Origin of the sequence: Arenibacter sp. 6A1, from assembly GCF_012272855.1 — a bacterium.
Taxonomy (GTDB): Bacteria; Bacteroidota; Bacteroidia; order Flavobacteriales; family Flavobacteriaceae; genus Arenibacter.
This window is the reverse complement of the sequence record NZ_JAAXCQ010000002.1, coordinates 139,899-163,014: the sequence shown is the minus strand read 5'-3', so window position 1 is coordinate 163,014 and position 23,116 is coordinate 139,899. Positions and strand designations below refer to the sequence as shown.

Sequence of the window (23,116 nt, the reverse complement as noted above, 5' to 3'; positions counted from 1 at the left end):
CCAGGCCAATGGGGGCCTATAGATTTAGCCGAAATACTGATTTTAAGTTCATGGGAACCCCTTAAGCTTCCTAGAACAGTATAAGACACTCCAATTGCCTGCGATTAAAATAGAATAAATAGTGTGTAAGGACACAAAACCAATAAAAAAAACCAAAGAAGTAATAGTAGTTATGAAAGTTCTACATTTAGACGTAAACGATCCCTTAATTATAACGCAATTTGCGGAAATGGGATATACTAACGAGGAAGATTATACCTCTTCAAAAGAAGAAATAGAAGCAAAGATCCATCAGTACGACGGCATTATAATCCGTAGTAGGTTTACCTTGGACAAACAATTTTTGGATAAGGCAAGTCGTTTAAAATTCATAGGTCGTTTAGGTGCCGGATTAGAAAATATAGATACGGATTACGCCAAAAGATTGGGTATTTTCCTGGCGGCGGCCCCAGAGGGAAACCGAAATGCGGTTGGGGAACACGCCTTGGGGATGTTATTGTCTCTTTTTAATAAATTAAACAAGGCCGATAGCGAAGTACGCCAAGGAAAATGGGACCGAGAAGGCAACCGCGGTATAGAATTGGACGGGAAAACCGTTGGAATTATCGGTTATGGAAATATGGGGAAGGCCTTTGCCAAAAAACTCCGTGGTTTCGATTGTGAGGTGCTCTGCTACGATATTGTAGGTGGGGTAGGGGACGAAAATGCCCGGCAGGTAGGTATTATGGAGCTGAAACAGAAATCGCAGGTCCTTAGCCTTCATGTGCCACAGACCGAGGATACCATGAAGATGATCGATGCCGATTTCCTAAAAGGTTTTCAGCACCCCTTATGGCTCATTAACACCGCCCGTGGAAAGTGTGTGGTGACCGAAGATTTGGTGGCGGCCCTAGAAAGCGGTCAGGTATTGGGAGCCGGATTGGATGTACTGGAGTACGAGAAAAAATCTTTCGAAAATATGTTCGACGAAGGAGAACTGCCAGCGGCATTCAACTACCTCATTGCTTCCGATAAAGTGGTGCTTAGTCCTCATGTGGCTGGTTGGACGGTAGAAAGCAAAATTAAATTGGCACAGACCGTGGTCGATAAAGTAAAAGGGCGTTTTTGTCCTACTGAAACTCCAGGGGGAGCGCACAAATAAATAGCCTCTCTGATCATACAAGAGCCTTCTTTTCTAAAGTGTTCCGTTGCCTGCTTAGGTGCGGATACCAGAAAAGAAGGTTTTTCTTTTTTCACTTCCATGCATTTTTTCATGGGTATATTGACCAATTGCTGCATTTGTACACCAGCTTACTTTTAAAGAAGGGTGTAAAGCCAATGCGGTGTTTTTCATTATTTGATTTCCCATGGCTACAACTCTCCATGGATACATTGTTTATGATCACGAGAATCCCCGGAACCATAAAGACCTTCCTTCTACCATCAGAAAGACTCCTAAAATATGCTGTGTTTTTCTATTAGTATCCAAAACGACTACGAAAGCTTTTCCAATGCTTCCCGAACAATAAAGGGATCGCACAGAACATGATCGGTCGGCATTGCGACCTATATCAATTGGTGCCTTAGTTGATAATTGTTGACGGAAAAAGCGTTAGGGATGGCGGCGGCATCCCCGCAGCGGAGCAAGGGATATAGCCAAGAGCCCGACCGACGTAGGAGGGAACGCCCAAATTAAAAGGCTGGGGGAAATAAGAATTTTGAGCTTAGCCATATGCGTTGTCTTTCCATGTATTGATGTGGTCCTATTAAACGATATACTTTTACGGCAATGAGGCTAGAAAAATGGTGGAACGGCTAGTTTTATGTTTTTTAGACAGAATATTAAATGTTGGCGAAGACCCCTTTCCTTGGGAACCCTAACAAAAGAATTGTTAACTTTAAGGAATGGAGTTAGGAGCGATACAAAGTGGCTTACAGGCAATATTAAAGGCGCATGTACCGCCGTTACGCATTAGAATGCACGATAGCTCGGTCATGGAATTCTGTGGTGCCAAAGCGGCCCAAGAGGGGGAAGGCAGTGTAGGTGGATATTACTTTGCTAGTATTATCCCAAAATCGAAAGAGGTGCGATTGTATTTCTTTCCTATGCATACCCATGGTCATGAGTTTCAGAGAATTTCGGCTTCCTTGCGAAATTGCTTCCATGGAAAAAGCTGCTTTCGGTTTAAAAAGTGGGATGCCAAGCTAGAAAAAGATATTAGGGCCATGGTGGGCAAGGGCGTAAAATTGTACCAAAAGGCAAACTTAATTTAAAACACATCGCTGTGATAAGAGTACTTCTGAAAATAGTTCCCTAATACGATTGATGATATGCGAATGGCCTATGACCGCTGAAAAACAATAAATATCCACATATGAAAAATAGAGTTACTGGTTTAGGAGGTTTTTTCTTTAAAACAAAAGACCCAGATAAAATTAAAGCATGGTACCGTACACATCTTGGATTAAACACAGATCAATACGGATGTAGTTTTTGGTGGAAGGATAAGGAGGGGAAAGACTGTGTGACCCAATGGAGTCCTATGAAGGACGATACCAAATATTTTAAGCCCAGCGAGTCCCCTTTTATGATGAACTTTAGGGTAGAGAACCTTGTAGAGCTTTTGGAGGTTTTAGAAAAGGAGGGGGTTACCGTTGTTGGGAAAATAGAAGAATACGAGTATGGGAAATTTGGATGGATCTTGGATCCGGACGGGAACAAATTAGAGTTGTGGGAACCAAATGACAAGGCTTTTCTTTAATCCAAAAAAAATCCCTAATTTAATGGTGCTATTAACCATTTAACAATCAGCCATGTCAGAAGAAAATAAGGATTTAGGAGACAAAGCCAAAGACTCTTTAAAAGGAGCCAAGGGAAAAGCAAAAGATCTGGGGAAAAAAGCCGAAAAGGCCTTTGAAGAAACCAAAGAATCGGCCAAGGATTTCGCTAAAGAAGGTAAGGAAGCTGCCAAAGATTTTGAAAGTGAAGCCAAGAAAACAGCCGATGAGTTTGCAGAAGGCTTAAAGGGTGCTGGTGGCGAGAACAAAAAACTATTAGCCGGGTTGTTGGCACTATTATTAGGATACCTCGGTATTCATAAATTTATATTGGGCTATACAAAGGAGGGAATCATTCAGATAGTAGCCTCTGTGGTCACTTGTGGAATAGCGGGAATAATACCGTTCATAGAAGGAATCATCTACCTTACCAAAACAGATGAAGACTTTTATAATACGTATCAGGTAGGAAGAAAACCTTGGTTCTAAAGAAAAAAGGCCAGATGTTATACATCGGGCCTTTTATATGTTTGTCTATGTTAGAAGGGCTTTAAGTGCTTCCTCTCTGTCAATTTAATTGGCGGGAGGTATTTCTTGTCCTTCTGAAAGTTTGCGTTCCAACTCTGCCTGGAATTCTTCCATAACAGGTTTTACCGTACTCTCTGGCAGATCGGCGATCTTAATGTACATAAGTCCGTCTACGGAATTATTAAACAAGGGGTCCACATTAAAGGCAACCACCTTGGCATTTTGTTTAATGTATTTCTTTATCAATACCGGTAATCGCAAGCTACCCGGTTCTACCTCTTCAATAAGTTTGTCAAACTTATTAAGGTCGGCCTCGGTTTCGTCAAAGATAAAGTCCTTGTCGGCGTCTTTTAATTTTACCTTAAACTCTTTTTTGGGACGTATGTATTGTGCCACATAAGGGTCCCAATAGTTACTTTTCATAAACTCTATCATTAAGGATTTAGAAAAGTTAGAGAACTGGTTGCTAATACTTACCCCGCCGATTAAATATTTATGCTCTGGAAACCTTAAAGTGGTGTGTACAATACCTTTCCATAACAAGAATAACGGCATTGGCTTTTGTTGGTATTGTTTTACGATATAGGCGCGGCCCATTTCAATAGAATTTTTCATCATTCCATAGAGTTCTGGCTCAAACCTGAATAAATCCTGTAAATAAAAACCGTTTATACCGCGTTCCTCGAATATTTCGGACCCGATGCCCATACGGTAAGCACCTACCAGGGCTTTTTCCTGATCGTCCCAAAGAAATAAATGGCGGTAATAGCTGTCAAACTTATCCAGGTCAATGGCATTGTTGGTTCCTTCTCCAATAGCCCTAAAGGTTACCTCGCGTTGCCTACCTATTTCTTTTAGGATTAATGGGATATCCGAAGCTTTTGCCAAAAACACCTCGTAATTCTTACTTTGTAGTAGTTTGCAATCTTTTTCCCTAAGGTTTATGATCTCTTTTTCCAATACGTCGTTACTAACGGCCTGAGCGATCTTTTTTGGGGCTTTTGGTATCTTTAAGGAATGGGGCACCTTATCTATCAAGCGCTCTTTTTCAAAGGCATTAGAAAGCATATAGGTCTTTCGGCGCAACAAATCTGTAAAGTCGGCCAAGGATTCCTGATCTTTTTGTGTCTGAACCGAAATAGGATGGCCGATTCTAACCTTTATAAGCCTATTTTTTTGGGTAGTGACTTCAGAAGGTAGCTTAGCCGTTCTAAAGACATCACTTATTTTTGATAACCTATAAAATAAAAGGCTGTTTTTAGCATGGAAATAAATAGGGATAACCGGTACCTCTGCCCGTCGTATTAATTTGATGGCTGCCTCTTCCCAAGGGCGGTCTACGATCAGTTTTTCGTCCTTATAGGTAGACACTTCCCCGGCAGGGAAAATTCCTAAGGGGTGGCCGTCCTGAAGGTGTTTCATCGCATTTTTAAAACCGGCAATACTGCTTTTGGCCTCCTTGTGGTTTTCGAACGGATTTACCGGTAATATATAAGGGGATAAAGGTTGAATCCTGTTCAGTAAAAAATTGGCTATGATCTTAAAATCGGTCCTATGGGCCAATAGTAATTTTAATAACAGTACGCCATCAATACCGCCTAAAGGATGGTTAGATATAGTAATGTAAGCCCCCTGTTTAGGCAATCGTTTAAAATCCTCTTCCGGAATTTCGAACTTTATTTGGAAATGATCTAGAACAGCCTCTAAAAAGACAACTCCCTCCAAATGTTTGTGGTCGTCATAAAAGCGATTGATACGTGATATTTTGGTCACCTTCATCAAAAACCATCCTATGAACGTACCAAAGAAGCCGTACTTATCTACTTGAATAGCTTTGGCTACTTCTTTTGCGGTTACTAAACCCATACGTAAATGTAATTTTGTAACCGCAAAGATAGGAAAAACACGATAGTTAATCGTGTTTTAATATTTTTAGCCGTAATTTCTTACTAGTTTTTGACAACCAATTGTACAGTTTCCTTACCACGCTGTTCTAACAAAATTTCCTTGTCCTTCTGTAGATTTGTAATGGCCTCTGTATCGAAATGGCGAATCGTATATAAAGAAACACCCTCATGGTGGGTTACTTTAAACCTGTTTTTAAGGAGATTTAAAAGTTCTTCTAGATTCCCAAACTTATTGTCAACACAAACCGAAAAGCTAATGGCAGAACTCTGAATCAAATCTACCTTCATTTTATGGTCGTGTAACATTTTAAAGAGCTCACTGATACTGTCTTCTACGATAAAGGAAAAATCTAAGGAGGAAAGCTTCATCAACACCTGGTTTTTCTTTACGATAAAACAAGGCACCTTAGGCTCTATTCCTCTTCCTTTTCCAACGGTCGTACCCTTATCCAAGGGATTTATAAATGACTTTACGTGCAAAGGAATTTCCTTTCGCTGTAAGGGCTGTAATGTTTTTGGGTGAATTACCGACGCTCCGTAAAAGGCCAACTCAATGGCTTCACGGTACGATATACTGTTCAATAAACACGGGTTTTCAAAATACCTCGGATCGGCATTTAACACTCCAGGAACATCTTTCCAGATGGTAACTTCATCGGCATTGAGACAATACGCTATGATAGCCGCTGAATAATCCGAACCTTCCCTACCTAGGGTAGTGGTAAAATTATTGTCGTCGCTGCCTAAAAACCCTTGTGTAATGACCAGTTTTTGCCTGTCAACATTTTTGTTGATGTTTTCCTGTGTCTGTTCCCAGTTTATGATGGCATCTCGATAATTGTCGTTGGTTTTAATACAGGTTCTGATATCTAACCACTGATTGACAATGCCAATTTCATTAAAATAGGCGCTTAGGATTGTGGTAGAGAGCAGTTCTCCATAGCCCACTACTTGGTCATAGACAAAGCTATATTTTGGCGATTTGTTCCAAACCAAAAATCCTTTTACCTCCTCAAAAAGAACATTAACGCTCTTAAATACAGGGTGGTTTTTATCGGCAAACAAGTCCATTAAAATAGCCTCGTGGTAATCTATCATGTCCTGAAGGGCAGTAGGTAGTAACGCCTTATTTTTAAAATAAGCATTTACGATATCCTCCATAGCATTAGTCGTTTTTCCCATAGCAGAAACCACCAACAAAGTATTTTCGTGGCCTACTTGCTTTAAAACGTTCACGACATTCTTTACGCTATCGGCATCTTTAACCGAGGCGCCTCCAAATTTAAAAACTCTCATATCTTACTTAAAAATATTTCTATTCCTTTTTCATCCAAATGGACCACATCCCAGTCGCGCAACACTTTTGCACCCCTGCTTTCATAAAAAGCGATCGCCGGATCGTTCCAATCTATCACCTCCCAATTAATTCGTCTAACACCTCTTTGGTGTCCGTAGCGTACCACTTCGGTCAACAAGGCATCGCCTAGACCGCTGCCACGCATTTTTTCGGTGACGATCAAATCTTCTAAATGAATTATAGGACCTTTCCAAGTAGAGTAGCGATGAAATAGCAACGCCATCCCTACAATCGATCCATCGACCTCGGCCACAAAACAATGAAAAAGTTTTTCGGCTCCAAAGCCATCCCTTTCTAAATCGGCCGGAGTTACTTCTACAGCATCAGGTTCCTTTTCATAAACCGCCAATTCATGGATAAGTTGGTGTACTTGAGCCATGTCTTGGACGCGGGCGTCTCGAATAGTATAGTTCATAATTGTTACAAATAAAACACAAAGTTATAAATTTAAAAAATCAAAAAAGGAGTGAAACTGCATAGTTTAACAAATTAACCGATATTTGTACTTATATCAACAAACCAACATGATGACCAAAAAAAACACCACCCTAGGAGAATTTATTATTGAGAACCAGGCTTCTTTTCAATATTCGTCTGGGGAGCTTTCTAAATTGATCAATGCAATTCGCTTAGCAGCCAAAGTAGTGAACCATGAGGTGAACAAAGCCGGGCTTGTAGATATTATTGGTGCCGCCGGGGATACCAATATTCAGGGCGAAGACCAGCAAAAACTAGATGTATTGGCCAATGAAAAATTTATACAAACCTTAAAAAACAGAGAGATTGTCTGTGGGATTGCCTCGGAGGAAGAAGACGATTTTATACAGGTGAATAGTAGTGACCAGAAAAACCAGAATAAGTATATTGTATTGATCGATCCCTTGGACGGTTCTTCCAATATAGATGTGAATGTTTCTGTGGGGACCATTTTTTCTATTTATAGAAGGATTAGCCCTATTGGCACCCCGGTTACTATTGAAGATTTTTTACAACCAGGAAGAAATCAGATAGCAGCGGGTTATGTGGTCTACGGTACCTCTACGATGTTGGTGTATACTACGGGCGACGGGGTCAACGGCTTTACGCTAAACCCTGCCTTAGGAACATTTTACCTCTCTCATCCCAATATGAAATATCCGCAAACCGGAAAAATATATTCTGTGAACGAAGGAAACTATGTTCATTTTCCGCAAGGGGTAAAAGATTATATCAAATATTGTCAAAAGGAAGAAGATGATAGGCCCTATACCTCTAGGTATATTGGTTCTTTGGTTTCAGATTTCCATAGAAATATGATCAAGGGCGGTATCTACATATATCCAAAAAGTAGCGTGGCCTCAGAAGGGAAATTAAGGCTGTTGTACGAATGTAATCCTATGGCATACTTGGCAGAACAGGCCAATGGAAAGGCAAGTGACGGCTTTAGGCCTATTTTGGATATACAGCCTACAGAACTGCATCAACGGGTACCCTTCTTTTGTGGGAGTTCAAAAATGGTCGAAAAGGCCGAGGAGTTCATGCAAAAAAACCAATAAAAAAAAGGAGCGTTTTGCTCCTTTTTCTTTTATTACAGTAGTGCTATCCTAACGCTTTATAAGGGTTAAATAATCTTCGTAATCTATTTTTCCACTAAAAATAGCTATAGATCGCTCTATAATCTTATTGGCGCTTTCTGCTTTAAACCCTAATCCAATCGCATATTTTGTAATTAAAGTACGCTCTTCTTCTTCAATTTCATGATCGGCAAAAATAATGCTAAACAAATCGAATAAGCGTTCTAAACGCTCTTCAGCGCTGGAAGGTGGATTAATAGGGAATTTGTTGTCAGAAGCCATAACTACCTTATACTCTTCCTCGGTAATATCTAGTTTGTTGGCGAATCTATCTAATAATTGTTGTTCCTGTGGGTTTACTTCACCGTCAATGGCGGCCAAAGAAGCAATGGTCGCAAAATGAGCTAAATTTCTTCGGTGAGTGCCACTGCTATATAAATCTACTATAGACATAGTTTAAATTTTAAAATTAATAAAAGTATTTTTTTTTACGTCAAATTAATTGGTTCGGTCATTGTTGGGGAACTAATTAAATGCTTGTTTAAATATAGCATTATTAATGGAGTTTTCTTGCTTCCTTAATAATTATTTTTATAGGCCAAAAAAGGGTTTTTACATTAAATTTCGAAGGGGCAGAGGGCTATATTCAACCGATCGGAATAAAAAACGATAGTAACTCAATGTAGATCTGTTTTTTATTGAGTAGGTTCCTTTGTAAGCAATAATAATTGAAATAATATAAGTAAGGTGCCGTTATAATATTGTTATTGTTTTGAAGGAAGGTGGTATTGTAATTCTTTAAGAATAACCAATGTTTACGGCAATTTATATTAAAAGTATCGCTTATATCATCCCAATAAAATGTTATTGGATCGAAAAAAAGAGAACTCAGGTCGGAATGCAGTGTGTTAAGGTTATAACAAATTACCTTTATTTCATTTAAATAATCTTAATTGTATAGATTTGTCTCCTCACAAGTATTTCCGAACTAGTAATAGTATATGTCATTTAAATTTTCGAAAAAGGAGTTATTATTTCCCTCAGCGGTATTTCTGGTTTTAATGACCGTCGTAGGTGTATTATGGAAAAAGTCAGAAAATGCAGAAAAATTGCATTTAAAAAATGAAATCCGGACTGCCGGGTTTTTAAGGTTTCAAGAGTTTGTATCGGCGGGGCAAATCAATGTGGTTTCTTTGGAAGACCTTAAAAATCGTATTGAAATGACCAAGGGAAAGTATTTTCAATATTGGGAGGAAGATGCCAAGCTTATTCTAAGACAAAACCGCTCCATTAAATTCATACAATGGATAGATACTTCCATGGTGATTCAAAATATAGTGCCTTTAGAAGGAAATGAGTCTGTCTTAGGGCTTAGTTTAAAGGATCACCCAAGGATAAAGGAATGGAATGGGCACGTGCAGGATGGTTCAATCAACATTTCTTCATGGCTAGAGTTGGTACAGGGCGGCAAGGCATTTTTGGTAGATGTACCGGTGTATTTTGATAATAAGTTTCAAGGTACTATTACTGCCGGAATAGATTTTTCTTATTCCTTTGATAATTTAGTGTATGATATGCCTATGTATGCCGTGGAAATTAAGGACGATAAGGGGACTAGTTTTTATAAGCACAACAATCCGGAACTAGAACGAATAAATAATGATTTTGTGTTTACAACCACCTATTCTGTCGACGATCTTGACGGACAAGAATGGACGTATTCCTTTATGCCGGCAGGGGTAACTCCTTTTGAAGAACGAAAATGGAATATGATGGTGTTTTTGGTCTTTGGTATTGTTTTGTCCTTGCTCAGTAGTTCGTTGGTGTATTTTTACAGAAGGGCAAAAAAGGAAAATATGCGGTTTAGGAAGGCTTATCTAAAGTTACAAGAACTAAATACTTCGCTGACAAATGAAAAGCTAATCGCTAAAAAAGCTTCCTTGGCAAAGTCAGAATTTATTGCCAATATGAGTCATGAAATCAGAACGCCCTTAAATGCTATCCTAGGCTTTATAGAAATTCTAAAAATATCAGAAATAGATGCTAAATTAAAAGAGTATTTACTTTTAATGGATATCTCTTCTAGAAAACTGATACTTTTGGTAGACGATATTTTAGAAATAGAAAAGATAGAATCTGGAAAAAGTACCTTTAAGAACGATGTTTTTTCGCCTTCGGAAGAAGTAAAAAGCATTGTCAGTATCTATAAACCCAGTACGGAACAAAAAGGTCTTTACCTTGAAATAGACAGTCTGATTAATTCCAATCAATTTGTTAATGGCGATGTGGGGAAATTTGGTCAAATCCTGACAAATCTTTTAAGGAACGCCTTAAAATTTACCGAAAAAGGGGGAATTACGGTGTCCTACCATGAAAGTATCGTGCCTGAAGGATTGGCGATAGAAATAGTGATTAAGGATACCGGAATTGGAATTCCCAAAGAAAAATTGCACACTATATTTGATCGGTTTATGCAAATTGACTCTGGGAAGGCCAAAAGACACGAAGGCGGCGGCCTTGGGCTTTATATTTCTTATCAGTTAATAGCCCTTTTTAAAGGAAATATTAATGTTAGTAGTACCTTAGGCGTTGGTACAGAATTTATAATAGACGTCACTTTTCCTTTAGCGGAAAACAAACCTAAAGATACGAGCATGCCATCAGTAATTACCGATTTTAGCGGTTGTAAAATTTTAATTGTAGACGACAATCATATCAATGTAATTGTCTTAAAGAAGACCTTGGAGAAATTTGGAATTCAGGCAGCATCGGTATCCAATGGGGAACGTGCTTTGGAAATGTTAAAAGATAATACCTTCGATTTGGTTTTTATGGATGTGCACATGCCTCTTATGGATGGTTTTGAAGCTACTGTTGAAATCAGAAAATTTAATACCGATGTTATCATTATCGGTTTTTCTGCCGATGTTACCAAAGAGGCCATTGATAGGGCATTGGGGGTTGGTATGAACGATTATTTTACCAAACCGATCACCTTTGATAAATTAAGGGAAAATTTATCAAGGCATCTTTTAAAGTTTAGCTGATGCTTATTCAAAGGCGGCGAATCCTGTGATATCGGCCCCTGTGATCAATAAATGAATGTCGTGTGTTCCTTCGTAGGTAATAACGCTCTCTAGATTCATCATATGGCGCATGATGCTATAGTCCCCTGTAATTCCCATGGCACCCAATACCTGTCTGGCTTCTCGGGCTATGTTCAGGGCCATGGCAACATTGTTGCGCTTGGCCATGGAAATTTGTGCGCTGCTGGCCTTACCTTGGTTCTTTAGTTGTCCTAGGCGCAAGGCCAATAGTTGTGCCTTGGTGATCTCGGTAAGCATTTCAGCCAATTTTTTTTGTTGTAATTGCGTCGCCGCTATAGGTTTTCCAAACTGAATCCGTTCTTTGGCGTATCGCAAGGCGGTATCATAACAGTCCATGGCGGCCCCGATGGCCCCCCAGGCAATCCCATAACGGGCAGAATCTAAACATCCCAAAGGAGCTCCCAATCCATTTTTTCCTTCCAAGAGGTTTTCTTTAGGGACTTTGACATTGTCAAAAATTAATTCCCCGGTCGCCGAGGCTCGCAATGACCATTTGTGGTGTGTCTCCGGAGTAGAAAATCCGGGCATTCCCCGTTCTACAATAAGACCATGGATACGGCCTACCTCATTCTTCGCCCAAACAATGGCAATGTCGGCAAAAGGGGCATTGGATATCCATAATTTGGCGCCGTTTAACAGGTAATGGTCGCCCATATCCTTAAATTTTGTTTCCATACCGCTCGGATTAGATCCGTGGTTGGGTTCTGTCAGCCCAAAACACCCCATAAGTTCCCCGGAAGCTAATTTGGGCAAGTATTTTTTGCGCTGGTTTTCGTTGCCATAGGCATAAATAGGATACATGACCAATGACGACTGTACAGAAGCCGTAGAGCGTACTCCGCTGTCTCCGCGTTCTATTTCCTGCATGATAAGACCGTAGCTGATCTGGTCCAGGCCAGCGCCTCCGTAGCTAGCAGGAATATAAGGACCAAACGCCCCGATGTCTGCTAAGCCGCCAATGATTTGCTTTGGAAACTCGGCCCGTTGGGCATAGTCTTCAATAATAGGCGAAATGTCGCGTTTTACCCATTGGCGGGCTGCATCGCGCACCAATTTATGTTCTTCGGATAATAAATCGTCTATGTTGTAGTAATCGGGGGCTTCAAATAAATCGGGTCGCATGCTGGTGGTTTTTTATGGAATTTAATTTAAAGATACGCCAAGGATAACAACAATCCAATACGGCGAATTACATTTTTAAATAAAACTCTCTGGTCAGATCAATGTATTCCTGGGTATACTGATGGCGTTCCAATTCTATGGTCAGGCTGTCTATTGTCGGTTGCGATTCCTGAAAGTGGAGTTCTAGTAAGCTGCGTTTTATTTCGGAAGTCGGACTCCCCTTTACATGGGTAATTCGCTTAGGAAAAAGGTTGTAGCTAGCGGCTATTTTTAAAAAGGCGACTTCTTCCTTGTGTGGAATAATAGTAGCAAAAAGACCTTGATCCGTTAGTAGGCGCGATGCACCGTCTAGCAGTTCCTCAAAAGGCAAGGACTGGTTTTGTCTGGCCATGTCACGGGAGGTGTTTCCGCTACTGACCTCTTCTGTGTAAAAGGGCGGATTGGAGACAATCAGTTCGTATTGTTCTTCAATTTCATCTACAAATTCGTCCAAACCTGCATGGTAACAAAAAAGGAGATCGCCCCAAGGTGACGACTCAAAATTCTCTACACATTGTTCATAGGCTTTTTCGTCTATTTCAATAGCATCTATGGTACTGGCGTTTGCCCTTTGTGCGAGCATTAAAGCGATTAAGCCGGTTCCGGCCCCTATGTCTAGAATGGCATAAGGATCTTCTGCAACGGAAGCCCAAGCGCCTAATAATACCCCGTCGGTACCAATTTTCATGGCGCATTGGTCTTGGTGAATACTGAACTGTTTGAATTTAAAAGGTTTTTTCATAGAATTTTTAGTAATAATGGTCAAATAAACCATGGAGGCCCCGTCGGGCGTCGTTCGTTCTTGGGCGCGGTTGGTTGTTGATTGGTACAACCTTAATAGTGTGCCGCCTAGGTTTCGACCATCAAAGGACGGTCTAAAACATTAGTCCACCCTTCCAGGTTGTCGGGTTTCGGTCCCCTCTAATTCAATCAGGGAGTCTCCCAGTTTATGGCGCATAGCATTGGCTAATTGTTTGATTTTTTGGACTACTTCTGGATGCTCTGCCGCAACATTGGTGGTTTCGCTTTTATCTGTATGTAGGTTATAGAGTTCAACCTCTTCCATCGCTATCATTTTGTATTCTCCAGGGAGCCCGTCTTTTCCCTGTGGCTGTCCTTCCATGGTGCGGTAGGTATGTGGGAAGTACAATTTCCAAGGGCCATAGCGGACCCCAAAAAGTTCGTTGACACGGTAATAAAAGAAATAAGCTTCTTGTGGGCTCTCCTTGGAAGCGCCGCTTAATAGTGGCCAAGCACTTTTTCCGTCAATCGGCAAGGTAGGGAGTGATGCACCGGTAATTTCGGCTATAGTGGGCAGTATGTCTATGGCCATGACGGGGCTATCTATGACACTTCCCGCTTTTATTTTGTTGGGGTATTTCATGATAAAGGGTTCTCGTTGCCCGCCTTCCCAAGCCGTTCCTTTTCCTTCCCTAAAGGGGAGTGCGCTACCGGCATGGTTGCCATAGGCTAGCCAAGGGCCGTTATCGGAAGTGAAAATAACGATGGTATTTTCTTCCAGATTGTTTTCTTTTAAAGTTTTTAAAATCTCGCCCACAGACCAGTCAATTTCCATGATCACATCGCCGTAGAGTCCTCTTTTAGATTTTCCTTTAAACTTGTCCGATACATAGAGTGGGACATGGGGCTGCGGATGGGCAACGTAAAGGAAAAAGGGATTGTCTTTTTGCTTTTTTATAAAGGCGACACTTCTTTCTGTTATTTGGGTGGTTAAGTCCGATTGGTCTGTTAGGGTATCTATGACTTTTTCGTTTTCGTAAAGCGGTAAGGGATCAAAATTAAAAATAGGACCTTGTTGGGGATGTAAAGGCCACATGTCGTTAGAGTAGGGGATGCCAAAATAGTCGTCAAATCCATGTTGGTTTGGCATAAATTTGGGATGGTCGCCCAAATGCCATTTTCCGTACATGGCCGTATGGTATCCTTTCGCTTTTAGCATCTCGGCAATAGTAGTTTCTTGATGGTTCAAGCCTGTGGTGGCATTGGGCATAAAGGCATTGTGAATCCCTATTCTATTAGGATAGCAACCGGTCAATATTCCTGCTCTAGAGGCCGAGCAAACGGCTTGTGCTGCATAAAAACTGCTTAAAATAACTCCTTCCTTGGCCATATTGTCTAAATGGGGAGTTTCTATATCGGTAGCGCCAAAAGCACCTACATCTTGATATCCTTGGTCATCAGTGAAGATAAGGATGACATTAGGAGGTGTGTTTTTAGTAGCTTCTTTTTTTGCCTCCTTACAAGAAAAAAATACCAATGCTAATGCGAATAATGAAAAATACCTGATCATAAATTTTGCTTTTGGACGGTGTCGGTTTATCTGTTAAAGCTAAAATAAATAATTTGTACTCAATGAGTATTGTCTTAGGGAAACAAAAAACATTTTATCCTTTAGGGGGTGTTTTTTATATAGGAAATAGCAGGTGTTGATGTTGCTATTTGGTTAGAACTAACTAAATAAGCGCTAAATGCCAAATGTTTGGGAATGGAGAAAAAGGCTAGGCTTAATCCAAATACAATTCTACCAGTCCTTCTGGAGTGGTAACAAAAATAGTTTGGTTTTCTCTATCTACTTTGGTGATAATTTCGTCACGAACCGGAATCAAAAGTTCCTTATCGTCTTTTAATACTTCAAATAGGGCTTGAGAAGTGGTATCGTTAATACTTTGTATAGTTCCGATATCTCCATGGACACTATCGTGCATTGTGTAGCCAATGATTTCGTGATAGTAGAATTTATTGCCTTTAAGTTTAGGCAAGAAAGATAGGGGAAGGTAAATTTCGGAGCCCATAACCTTATCGGCATCCGATTCATTGGCAACCTCTTCAAATCGCACTCTAAGCAGGGTAGATTTGTGAAGGCGGCTTTTTTCAATAAAAAATGGAACCAGATTGTTTCCAAGAGAAACAAATACTGATTCCAATTTTTCGTATAATTCGGGTTCGTCGGTATCTAATTTAATTAGAACCTCGCCCTTAAAGCTATGTTTTGAAACGATTTTTCCGAGGTAGAAACATTCTTCCTTTGTCATCGTCTCAAAAAATTACTCTGTTTCTGTAGTTTCCTCAGTAGCGGCATCGGCAGCTTGTTCAGCTGTTGCTGCTGCTGCAGCGGCTGCTGCTTCTGCTAAACGTTTGTTACTAACAGCTTTCTCAGCCTCTAAAGCTTTTGCTTTAGCATCTGAAGTAGCTTTTTCCAAACCGCTTACTTTAGCATTGATGCTAGCTGCTTTCTCTTCTAACCAAGCGTTGAATTTTTCGTCAACTTGCTCTAAAGTTAAAGCACCTTTACGAACACCACCTAATAAATGAAGTTTCAAAAGAGCTCCTTTGTATGAAAGAATTCTTTTGGCAGTATCAGAAGGTTGTGCACCGTTTTGTAACCATTTTACAGAGCTATCAACATCTAGTTCAATAGTTGCAGGGTTCGTGTTAGGATTGTATATTCCTAATTTCTCTAAGAATTTACCATCTCTTTTAGCGCGAGAATCCGCAGCTACTACCCAATAGAAAGGTTTTCCTTTTTTTCCGTGTCTTTGTAATCTAATTCTAACTGGCATATCACATTAATTTGTAGGGTGCCCGACCCTTGATTATTAATTTTATTTTGGTTCTCGGCCTAAAAAGAAACTTCTTAAGCGGGTGCAAATATACGTTATTTCTGTTATGCCGCAATTTATTTTTAAAAATATAAAAGAATTTCCTTGAAAACAACTGCTCTTGCCGATTGCGGTTTTTAGTATGCTTGCTATTTTGTAATTTTATCGCGCTTTATAACTCCTCAGATTTTTTTATGTACTTAATATTCGATACAGAAACTACCGGACTGCCTAAACGCTGGGATGCTCCTTATACCGATACGGACAATTGGCCTAGATGTATACAGATTGCGTGGCAATTGCACGATGCGATGGGGAATTTGGTCGAAAGCCAAGATTATTTGGTACAGCCCGAGGGGTTTAATATTCCCTATGATGCGGAGAAAATCCACGGTATTTCTACGGAATTGGCCAAGGAGCAAGGGGTGCCCATGGCAGAAGTGTTGGAGAAATTTAATGTAGCGCTTTCCAAGTCTAAATTTGTCGTAGGACAAAATGTTGGCTTTGACCTTAATATCATGGGGGCCGAATTCCACCGGTTCCAGGTGGCGAATTCACTGCACGACCTACCAGTACTGGATACCTGTACCGAGCATACTGCTCAGTTATGTCAGATTCCTGGAGGTAGGGGAGGGAAGTTTAAGCTCCCGACGCTGACCGAATTGCATCAGTTTTTATTTGGAGAACCCTTTGGGGAAGCACATAATGCTACGGCAGATGTAGAAGCAACCACGCGTTGTTTTTTAGAATTGATCCGTAGAAAAGAATATACAATAGAACAGTTAGATGTTCAGCCAGATTATTTCAAAAATTTCTCCGAGGCCAATCCGAAAGAGATAGAATTAATTGGGCTAAAGCACATCAACCTAAAAAAGGCTTCCAAAAAAATAGCCGATAGACTGTGGGCACAGGATACGGAAGAGCCGTCAAAGGAAGAAATTCGGGAGAATTTAAAAACCTTAAAAGAAACACAATTTGCCCATTTGCACAATCATTCCCAATTCTCGGTTTTACAATCTACTATTAGTATCTCCGATCTGGTGAATGCGGCAGGGAAAGATAATATGCCGGCCGTTGCCCTCACCGATCATGCCAATATGATGGGGGCCTTTCACTTTGTAAGGGCAGTGATAAATTATAACAAAGGAGTACAGGCAGAGAACGAGGCCGCTATAGCGGACGGAAAAGAGCCCAAAAAAAATGAAATGACGCCGATTGTAGGCTGTGAATTTTTTGTGTGCGAAGACCGATTGGACAAAAGCAGGAAAGATAACGGCTATCAAATTGTCCTGTTGGCAAAAAATAAAAACGGCTATCACAACCTGGCGAAATTATCGTCTTCGGCATTTACCGAAGGCTTTTACTATGTGCCCAGGATAGATAAAAAAATAATAGAACAATATAAGGAAGACCTGATTGTACTGACGGGAAACTTATATGGAGAAGTACCCAGTAAGGTTTTAAATGTTGGCGAAAACCAGGCCGAGGAAGCCCTGCTGTGGTGGAAGGAGCAGTTTGGAGAGGACTTGTACGTAGAAATAATGCGGCACAACCAAGAAGATGAGAATAGGGTAAACCCCGTACTCGTTAGCCTGGCCCAAAAACACCAAGTAAAATTGGTAGCGACCAATAATACCTATTATGTAGATAAGAAAGATGCCAATGCCCACGATATTTTACTCTGTGTCAGGGATGGCGAAAAACAAAGTACCCCAATAGGGCGAGGGAGAGGATATCGTTATGGGATGCCTAACCAAGAATATTACTTTAAGAGTTCCGAGGAAATGAAATCCCTTTTTAAGGATATTCCAGAAGCGATTAGTAATATTCAAGAAGTAATAGGTAAGATAGAAACCTATGAATTGGCCAGGGACGTACTATTGCCAAAATTCGATATTCCAGAAGAATTTCAACACCCCGAAGATGAGGTTGATGGCGGCAAAAGGGGAGAGAATGCTTTTTTACGTCACATCACCTATAAAGGGGCAAAAATCCGCTACGGCGAAATTACCCCGGATATTGCGGAGCGATTAGATTTTGAACTCGATGTTATTGAAAACACTGGGTATCCTGGTTATTTCCTTATTGTAGAGGATTTTATTCGGGAAGCTCGGAAAATGGATGTTTCTGTAGGCCCGGGCCGTGGGTCGGCAGCAGGGTCGGTAGTAGCCTATTGTTTATGGATTACCAATATAGACCCCATTAAGTACAATTTGCTTTTTGAGCGTTTCCTGAATCCGGATCGTGTGAGTATGCCCGATATTGATATCGATTTTGATGATGAAGGGCGTGGTCGTGTGATGGATTACGTAATTAAGAAATACGGAAGCAATCAGGTAGCACAAATTATTACCTATGGGACCATGGCGGCGAAATCTTCGATTAGAGATACCGCCCGTGTACTCGATTTGCCCCTTTTTGACGCCGATAGGATTGCCAAGCTGATCCCAAACATGTCCAAACTGAACAAGATTTTTGGTTTGGACGATAAAGGGTTAAAGGAAAAATTTAGGGCCGAAGAATTAGAAAAGGTAAACGAACTTATTAGTCTTGCCGACGGAAATAACTTGGAGGCAGATACCCTTAACCTAGCGAGGCGACTAGAAGGGTCGGTGCGGAACACGGGGATACATGCCTGTGGGGTGATTATTACTCCAGATGACATTACCAAATTCGTACCGGTAGCCTTGGCGAAAGATTCGGACCTGTATGTGACCCAGTTTGACAACTCGGTGGTAGAAGATGCGGGCCTGCTAAAAATGGATTTCTTGGGGTTAAAAACACTGACCCTTATTAAGGATACCGTAAAGATTGTAAAGGCCAAGCATGGTATTCTTTTAGATCCTGAAAATTTCCCCCTCGATGATGTCAAAACCTATGAGCTTTTCCAGCGAGGAGAGACTGTAGGGGTGTTTCAGTACGAATCGCCCGGGATGCAAAAACACATGAAGGATTTAAAGCCTACGGTGTTCGATGACCTTATTGCGATGAACGCCCTGTATAGACCAGGGCCCATGGAATATATTCCCAGTTTCGTACGCAGAAAGCATGGGGGCGAGGAGATAGAATACGATTTGCCCGCCATGGAGGAGTACCTAAAGGAAACCTATGGAATTACGGTCTATCAGGAGCAGGTGATGTTATTGTCCCAAAAGCTGGCCGATTTTACCAAGGGTGAGGCCGATGTTCTTCGTAAGGCAATGGGTAAAAAACAGATTGCCGTGCTCGATAAAATGAAGCCTAAATTCATTGATCAGGCAAGCGCTAAAGGCCATGATGCCGTAAAATTAGAGAAGATATGGAAAGACTGGGAGGCTTTTGCTTCCTACGCCTTTAACAAGTCGCACTCTACCTGTTATGCTTGGATCGCCTATCAGACAGCCTATTTAAAAGCGCATTACCCCGCAGAATATATGGCGGCGGTATTATCGAACAACATGAACGACATAAAGCAGGTGACCTTCTTTATGGAAGAATGTAAGCGGATGGGCTTGGAAGTGTTGGGCCCCGATGTAAATGAATCCTTTTATAAGTTTGCCGTTAATAATGAAGGTGCCGTTCGTTTTGGAATGGGGGCTGTAAAAGGAGTGGGGCGAGGCGCCGTAGAAACCATTGTGGCCAATCGGGAAAAAGACGGACACTACAAGTCGGTTTTCGATATGGCCAAGCGAATAGATTTAAGGGCGGCCAATAAAAAAGCATTCGAGAATTTAGCCTTGGCCGGTGGCTTCGATTCTTTTGGAGACGCCCACCGTGCACAATATTTCCACGATGAGGGAGATGGGGTGACCTTCTTGGAAAAGATCATGAAATACGGGTCAAAATACCAGGAGAACGAAAACTCTTCCCAAGTGAGTTTGTTTGGCGATAGCAGCGATGTTCAGATACCCGAACCTGTAATACCTCCTGCAGAAGAATGGGGTACTATGGGGAAATTGCGCCGTGAAAAGGAAGTGGTCGGAATTTATATTTCCGGACATCCCCTGGATGATTTTAAAACAGAAATCAAAGCCTTTTGTAACGCCAATATCACTGCAGTAGCCAATATGGAAGAACATGTAGGACGAGAGCTCAGTTTTGCCGGGGTTATTAGCGATGTACAACATAGGGTCTCCAAAAACGGAAAGGGTTGGGCGTCCTTTATCGTGGAAGATTATACAGATTCGCTCGAGTTTAGGATGTTCGGAGAAGAATACCTGCGTTTTAGACACTTTTTAACGATCAATTCTTTTGTGTATTTTAAAGTGTTTATAAAAGAAGGATGGATGAATAGGGATACCGGGAAAAAAGGAGAGCCTAGAATGCAGTTCAATACCGTGATGATGTTGCAGGATATCATGGAAACCTATGCTAAGAAACTGACCATTAAAATAGATATTAACCAGCTAAAAGAAGAGGGGGTAAGGGATCTTAAAAATATTATGGATGCCAACCAAGGTAGCCATCCCTTGAGCTTTATAGTGTATGAAATGGAGGAGAAAATCAAGGTGAATTTAAGTTGTAGAAAACAGAAAATCCATATCTCCAGTGAACTGCTGCTACAATTAAATGAAAAAGATGTTCATTATAAATTAAATTAAGTGTATTTTGAAGTCCGATTGTTTGCCTGCAGTTAAAAGGAGCAATAGGGGACTTTTTTTTAGAAGCAATCATAAAGTTTATCGATCTAACGATAGATAAAAGGAATGTTATGTTTGTAAGGAAAAGGGAAAATAATTGTCTAAATTTGTATAATATTTAAATAAACGAAACATGGCATTAGAAATAACAGATGCTACTTTTGATGAGGTAGTTTTAAAAAGTGACAAACCAGTAGTGGTAGATTTTTGGGCAGCATGGTGTGGTCCTTGTAGAATGGTAGGTCCGATCATCGATGAAGTAAGTTCAGAATATGACGGAAAGGCTGTTGTTGGTAAGGTAGATGTTGATGCCAACCAAGAATTTGCAGCAAAATACGGGGTTAGAAACATACCTACTGTATTGGTATTTAAAAATGGTGAAATCGTTAACAGACAAGTTGGTGTTTCTCCAAAGAAGGTATATACCGATGCCATTGACGCATTGTTGTAATAATCTTTTTTTATAGTATTGAAGGCTCAACGCAAGTTGGGCCTTTTTTTGTGCCCTGTTTTCAGGTATTCTATCTAGGGGATCCTATTGCAAAAGGCAGTTAAATTCGGTATCTTTTAACCTTTAATTGCATTATGAACATACAATCGGAATTACATAAGGCCCATTTGTTCCAGAATTTAGAGTTTTTGGCCAATCAGGTGGTAGAGGGGTTTGTCAGTGGGATTCATAAAAGTCCATTTCATGGGTTTTCTGCCGAATTTGCAGAGCATAAAATCTATAATGTGGGCGAGAGTACCAAGCACATAGATTGGAAGCTGTATGCTAAAACAGATAAATTGTACACCAAGCGTTATGAAGAAGAGACCAATCTTCGTTGTCATATGATATTGGACAATTCTGCTTCCATGTATTATCCGCAGCAAAAGAATCTAAATCTTCAAAACCTTAATAAGATCGGATTCGGGGTATTGGCCATTGCTGTTTTAATGAATATTTTAAAAAAACAAAGAGACGCTATAGGGCTAAGTATATACTCTGATAGCTACCATTATTACGCCTCGGAAAAGAGTAGTGAAAGGCACCATCAGATGCTTTTGGCAAAATTGTCGGAAGTCAGCACGGATACCGCTCCGCCCAAGGAGACCGATACCTATACCTATTTACATCAAATTGCAGAAAAGATAAAGCGAAGAAGTTTAGTGATCTTGTTCACAGATATGCTGCAATCTTCCAAGGACGAAGATAAGTTGTTCGATGCCTTGCGGCACTTAAAATATAATAAGCACCAGGTGGTATTATTTCATTTGATGGATAAGGAAAAGGAATATCACTTTAATTTTGAGAATACTCCCAAGCGGTTTTTAGATGTAGAAAGCGGAAATTTCATCGATTTATATGCCGATGATGTAAAGGAAAATTATCAAAATAAACTTGAGGCCTATTTTAATGCCTTAAAATTAAAATGTGCGCAGTATAAAATAAAATATGTGGAAACGGATATAAATGCTGATTTTGTGAAGGTTATGAATACCTATTTAATAGAGCGCAATAATTTTAAGTAAAAGTGATAAAATAAATTCTAAAAATGTTTGTCTAATTGAAAAAGCGTCTTATATTTGCACTCGCTAAGCGCAACGGTTCGGTAGTTCAGTTGGTTAGAATACCTGCCTGTCACGCAGGGGGTCGCGGGTTCGAGTCCCGTCCGGACCGCTAGCAAATTAAAAGCCTTCAACGAAAGTTGAGGGCTTTTTTGATTTTAGCTGTTTTGGAGTGGTGGCATCCTTTACAAATGCTGAGGTTTTAAAAATCCATGTATATAATGGCGTTCCCCTATCGGGTCGCTCTTTCCGCTGTATCTTTTTTAAAGGTCCCCTGGCCCTCTAAAAAAGGATGCCGCTGCAATAGCTAACGCTTTTTCAAGGATCAAGACCAATTGTTGTATTTATGCAAAAATTGTGGTTAATCTATAAAAAAGGAATTCTACATTTTTCACGCCTCTGAACTGTGCCCTAAATGCCTTGATCTTGGCGTTGAAGGATTCTGCCGATGCGTTGGTGCTCCTATTGATAAAATAATTTAGGATTGACCTGTAATTAATACTAATCCTGTTGGCTACAGTTTGGAAGCTCTTAAAGCGGATCAAGTCAAAAGTTGTGGGATTTTGGGTTTAGTCAAAAATATTCGAGAGTCTAAATAGGAAGAATTCTATATTTTTACTTTTCTGACAATGGATTTTACGATCTTAGAAAGTTTCTTTTTTAGGATAAGTAGCTGAGGTTCTGATATCCAAAAAAAATATTAAAATTTTTTTTAAAAAAGCGTGTCATAATCGAAAAAGCGTCTTATATTTGCACTCGCTAAGCGCAACGGTTCGGTAGTTCAGTTGGTTAGAATACCTGCCTGTCACGCAGGGGGTCGCGGGTTCGAGTCCCGTCCGGACCGCTAGCAAATTAAAAGCCTTCAACGAAAGTTGAGGGCTTTTTTGATTTTAATGGTTTTGATACCTAACATCAACACCAGTAGTATCGTTAATCTGCTCTTTCTTAACGACTAG

At 40.4% G+C, this 23,116-nt stretch carries 20 protein-coding genes and 2 tRNA genes; 11 read left to right on the top strand and 11 right to left on the bottom strand.

What is annotated here, in order from left to right; genetic code table 11:
- Positions 1-172 precede the first annotated feature (172 nt).
- Positions 173-1,141, top strand: a complete 969-nt coding sequence (locus HCG49_RS02170; protein WP_168467924.1) for a 2-hydroxyacid dehydrogenase — start codon at positions 173-175, stop codon at positions 1,139-1,141.
- Positions 1,142-1,195: 54 nt separating this feature from the next.
- Here HCG49_RS02170 and HCG49_RS02165 read toward each other — a convergent pair whose 3' ends face one another.
- A complete protein-coding gene (locus tag HCG49_RS02165; protein ID WP_168467923.1) occupies positions 1,196-1,372 on the bottom strand; it encodes a hypothetical protein in 177 nt (58 codons plus the stop codon).
- Positions 1,373-1,884: 512 nt separating this feature from the next.
- On the opposite strand from HCG49_RS02165, the gene HCG49_RS02160 reads away from it, so the two are divergent.
- The 3 genes from HCG49_RS02160 (at position 1,885) to HCG49_RS02150 (ending at position 3,246) form a co-directional block, all read left to right on the top strand.
- Positions 1,885-2,253 carry a hypothetical protein gene (locus HCG49_RS02160; protein WP_168467922.1) on the top strand — a complete coding sequence of 123 codons (369 nt, stop codon included), beginning with the start codon at positions 1,885-1,887 and terminating at the stop codon, positions 2,251-2,253.
- Between the two features lie 101 nt (positions 2,254-2,354).
- The gene (locus tag HCG49_RS02155) at positions 2,355-2,741 is read left to right on the top strand and encodes a VOC family protein (RefSeq protein ID WP_072765355.1); all 387 of its coding nucleotides are present in this window, start codon (positions 2,355-2,357) and stop codon (positions 2,739-2,741) included.
- 52 nt (positions 2,742-2,793) lie between these two features.
- Entirely contained in the window at positions 2,794-3,246 is a 453-nt protein-coding gene (locus HCG49_RS02150; RefSeq protein WP_072765356.1) for a TM2 domain-containing protein, read from the top strand.
- An 84-nt stretch (positions 3,247-3,330) separates the two neighbouring features.
- Here the strand turns inward: HCG49_RS02150 and HCG49_RS02145 are convergent, their stop codons facing one another.
- From HCG49_RS02145 to HCG49_RS02135, 3 genes are all read right to left on the bottom strand, one after another.
- Positions 3,331-5,151 carry a GNAT family N-acyltransferase gene (locus tag HCG49_RS02145; protein WP_168467921.1) on the bottom strand — a complete coding sequence of 607 codons (1,821 nt, stop codon included), beginning with the start codon at positions 5,149-5,151 and terminating at the stop codon, positions 3,331-3,333.
- An 83-nt stretch (positions 5,152-5,234) separates the two neighbouring features.
- Entirely contained in the window at positions 5,235-6,488 is a 1,254-nt protein-coding gene (locus HCG49_RS02140) for an aspartate kinase (RefSeq protein ID WP_168467920.1), read from the bottom strand.
- Entirely contained in the window at positions 6,485-6,964 is a 480-nt protein-coding gene (locus HCG49_RS02135) for a GNAT family N-acetyltransferase (RefSeq protein ID WP_168467919.1), read from the bottom strand. The genes HCG49_RS02140 and HCG49_RS02135 overlap by 4 nt, the downstream gene beginning before the upstream one ends.
- Before the next feature lie 112 nt (positions 6,965-7,076).
- Between HCG49_RS02135 and fbp the strand changes: the two genes are divergently transcribed.
- Positions 7,077-8,084 carry a class 1 fructose-bisphosphatase gene (gene fbp / locus HCG49_RS02130; RefSeq protein ID WP_168468041.1) on the top strand — a complete coding sequence of 336 codons (1,008 nt, stop codon included), beginning with the start codon at positions 7,077-7,079 and terminating at the stop codon, positions 8,082-8,084.
- 48 nt (positions 8,085-8,132) lie between these two features.
- Here the strand turns inward: fbp and HCG49_RS02125 are convergent, their stop codons facing one another.
- Complete coding sequence (locus HCG49_RS02125; RefSeq protein ID WP_168467918.1) at positions 8,133-8,555, bottom strand: TerB family tellurite resistance protein; 423 nt, start codon at positions 8,553-8,555, stop codon at positions 8,133-8,135.
- 548 nt (positions 8,556-9,103) lie between these two features.
- Between HCG49_RS02125 and HCG49_RS02120 the strand changes: the two genes are divergently transcribed.
- Positions 9,104-11,149, top strand: coding sequence for a response regulator (locus HCG49_RS02120; RefSeq protein WP_168467917.1), 2,046 nt, complete (start codon positions 9,104-9,106; stop codon positions 11,147-11,149).
- A gap of 3 nt (positions 11,150-11,152) precedes the next feature.
- On the opposite strand, the gene HCG49_RS02115 is transcribed toward HCG49_RS02120, so the two are convergent.
- The 5 genes from HCG49_RS02115 to HCG49_RS02095 form a co-directional block, all read right to left on the bottom strand.
- Positions 11,153-12,331 (bottom strand): acyl-CoA dehydrogenase family protein, encoded by a 1,179-nt coding sequence (locus tag HCG49_RS02115; RefSeq protein WP_168467916.1) that lies wholly within the window; start codon positions 12,329-12,331, stop codon positions 11,153-11,155.
- 67 nt (positions 12,332-12,398) lie between these two features.
- Complete coding sequence (locus HCG49_RS02110; protein ID WP_168467915.1) at positions 12,399-13,112, bottom strand: tRNA1(Val) (adenine(37)-N6)-methyltransferase; 714 nt, start codon at positions 13,110-13,112, stop codon at positions 12,399-12,401.
- Positions 13,113-13,253: 141 nt separating this feature from the next.
- Positions 13,254-14,681: a sulfatase gene (locus HCG49_RS02105; protein ID WP_168467914.1), complete on the bottom strand. Its 1,428-nt coding sequence runs from the start codon at positions 14,679-14,681 to the stop codon at positions 13,254-13,256.
- Between the two features lie 214 nt (positions 14,682-14,895).
- Positions 14,896-15,423, bottom strand: coding sequence for a ribosome maturation factor RimM (gene rimM, locus HCG49_RS02100; protein ID WP_168467913.1), 528 nt, complete (start codon positions 15,421-15,423; stop codon positions 14,896-14,898).
- 12 nt (positions 15,424-15,435) lie between these two features.
- Complete coding sequence (locus HCG49_RS02095) at positions 15,436-15,951, bottom strand: 30S ribosomal protein S16 (RefSeq protein WP_168467912.1); 516 nt, start codon at positions 15,949-15,951, stop codon at positions 15,436-15,438.
- A gap of 233 nt (positions 15,952-16,184) precedes the next feature.
- Between HCG49_RS02095 and dnaE the strand changes: the two genes are divergently transcribed.
- The 4 genes from dnaE (at position 16,185) to HCG49_RS02075 (ending at position 22,272) form a co-directional block, all read left to right on the top strand.
- On the top strand, positions 16,185-20,570 hold the full coding sequence (gene dnaE, locus HCG49_RS02090) for a DNA polymerase III subunit alpha (protein WP_168467911.1): 4,386 nt from the start codon (positions 16,185-16,187) through the stop codon (positions 20,568-20,570).
- Between the two features lie 172 nt (positions 20,571-20,742).
- Positions 20,743-21,060 carry a thioredoxin gene (trxA, locus tag HCG49_RS02085; RefSeq protein ID WP_072765368.1) on the top strand — a complete coding sequence of 106 codons (318 nt, stop codon included), beginning with the start codon at positions 20,743-20,745 and terminating at the stop codon, positions 21,058-21,060.
- A gap of 134 nt (positions 21,061-21,194) precedes the next feature.
- On the top strand, positions 21,195-22,124 hold the full coding sequence (locus tag HCG49_RS02080; RefSeq protein ID WP_168467910.1) for a DUF58 domain-containing protein: 930 nt from the start codon (positions 21,195-21,197) through the stop codon (positions 22,122-22,124).
- A gap of 74 nt (positions 22,125-22,198) precedes the next feature.
- Positions 22,199-22,272, top strand: a tRNA-Asp gene (locus HCG49_RS02075).
- 232 nt (positions 22,273-22,504) lie between these two features.
- Here the strand turns inward: HCG49_RS02075 and HCG49_RS02070 are convergent.
- Complete coding sequence (locus tag HCG49_RS02070) at positions 22,505-22,705, bottom strand: transposase (protein WP_168467909.1); 201 nt, start codon at positions 22,703-22,705, stop codon at positions 22,505-22,507.
- Positions 22,706-22,930: 225 nt separating this feature from the next.
- Between HCG49_RS02070 and HCG49_RS02065 the strand changes: the two genes are divergently transcribed.
- Positions 22,931-23,004: transfer RNA gene (locus tag HCG49_RS02065), tRNA-Asp, on the top strand.
- The last annotated feature ends 112 nt before the right edge of the window (positions 23,005-23,116 follow it).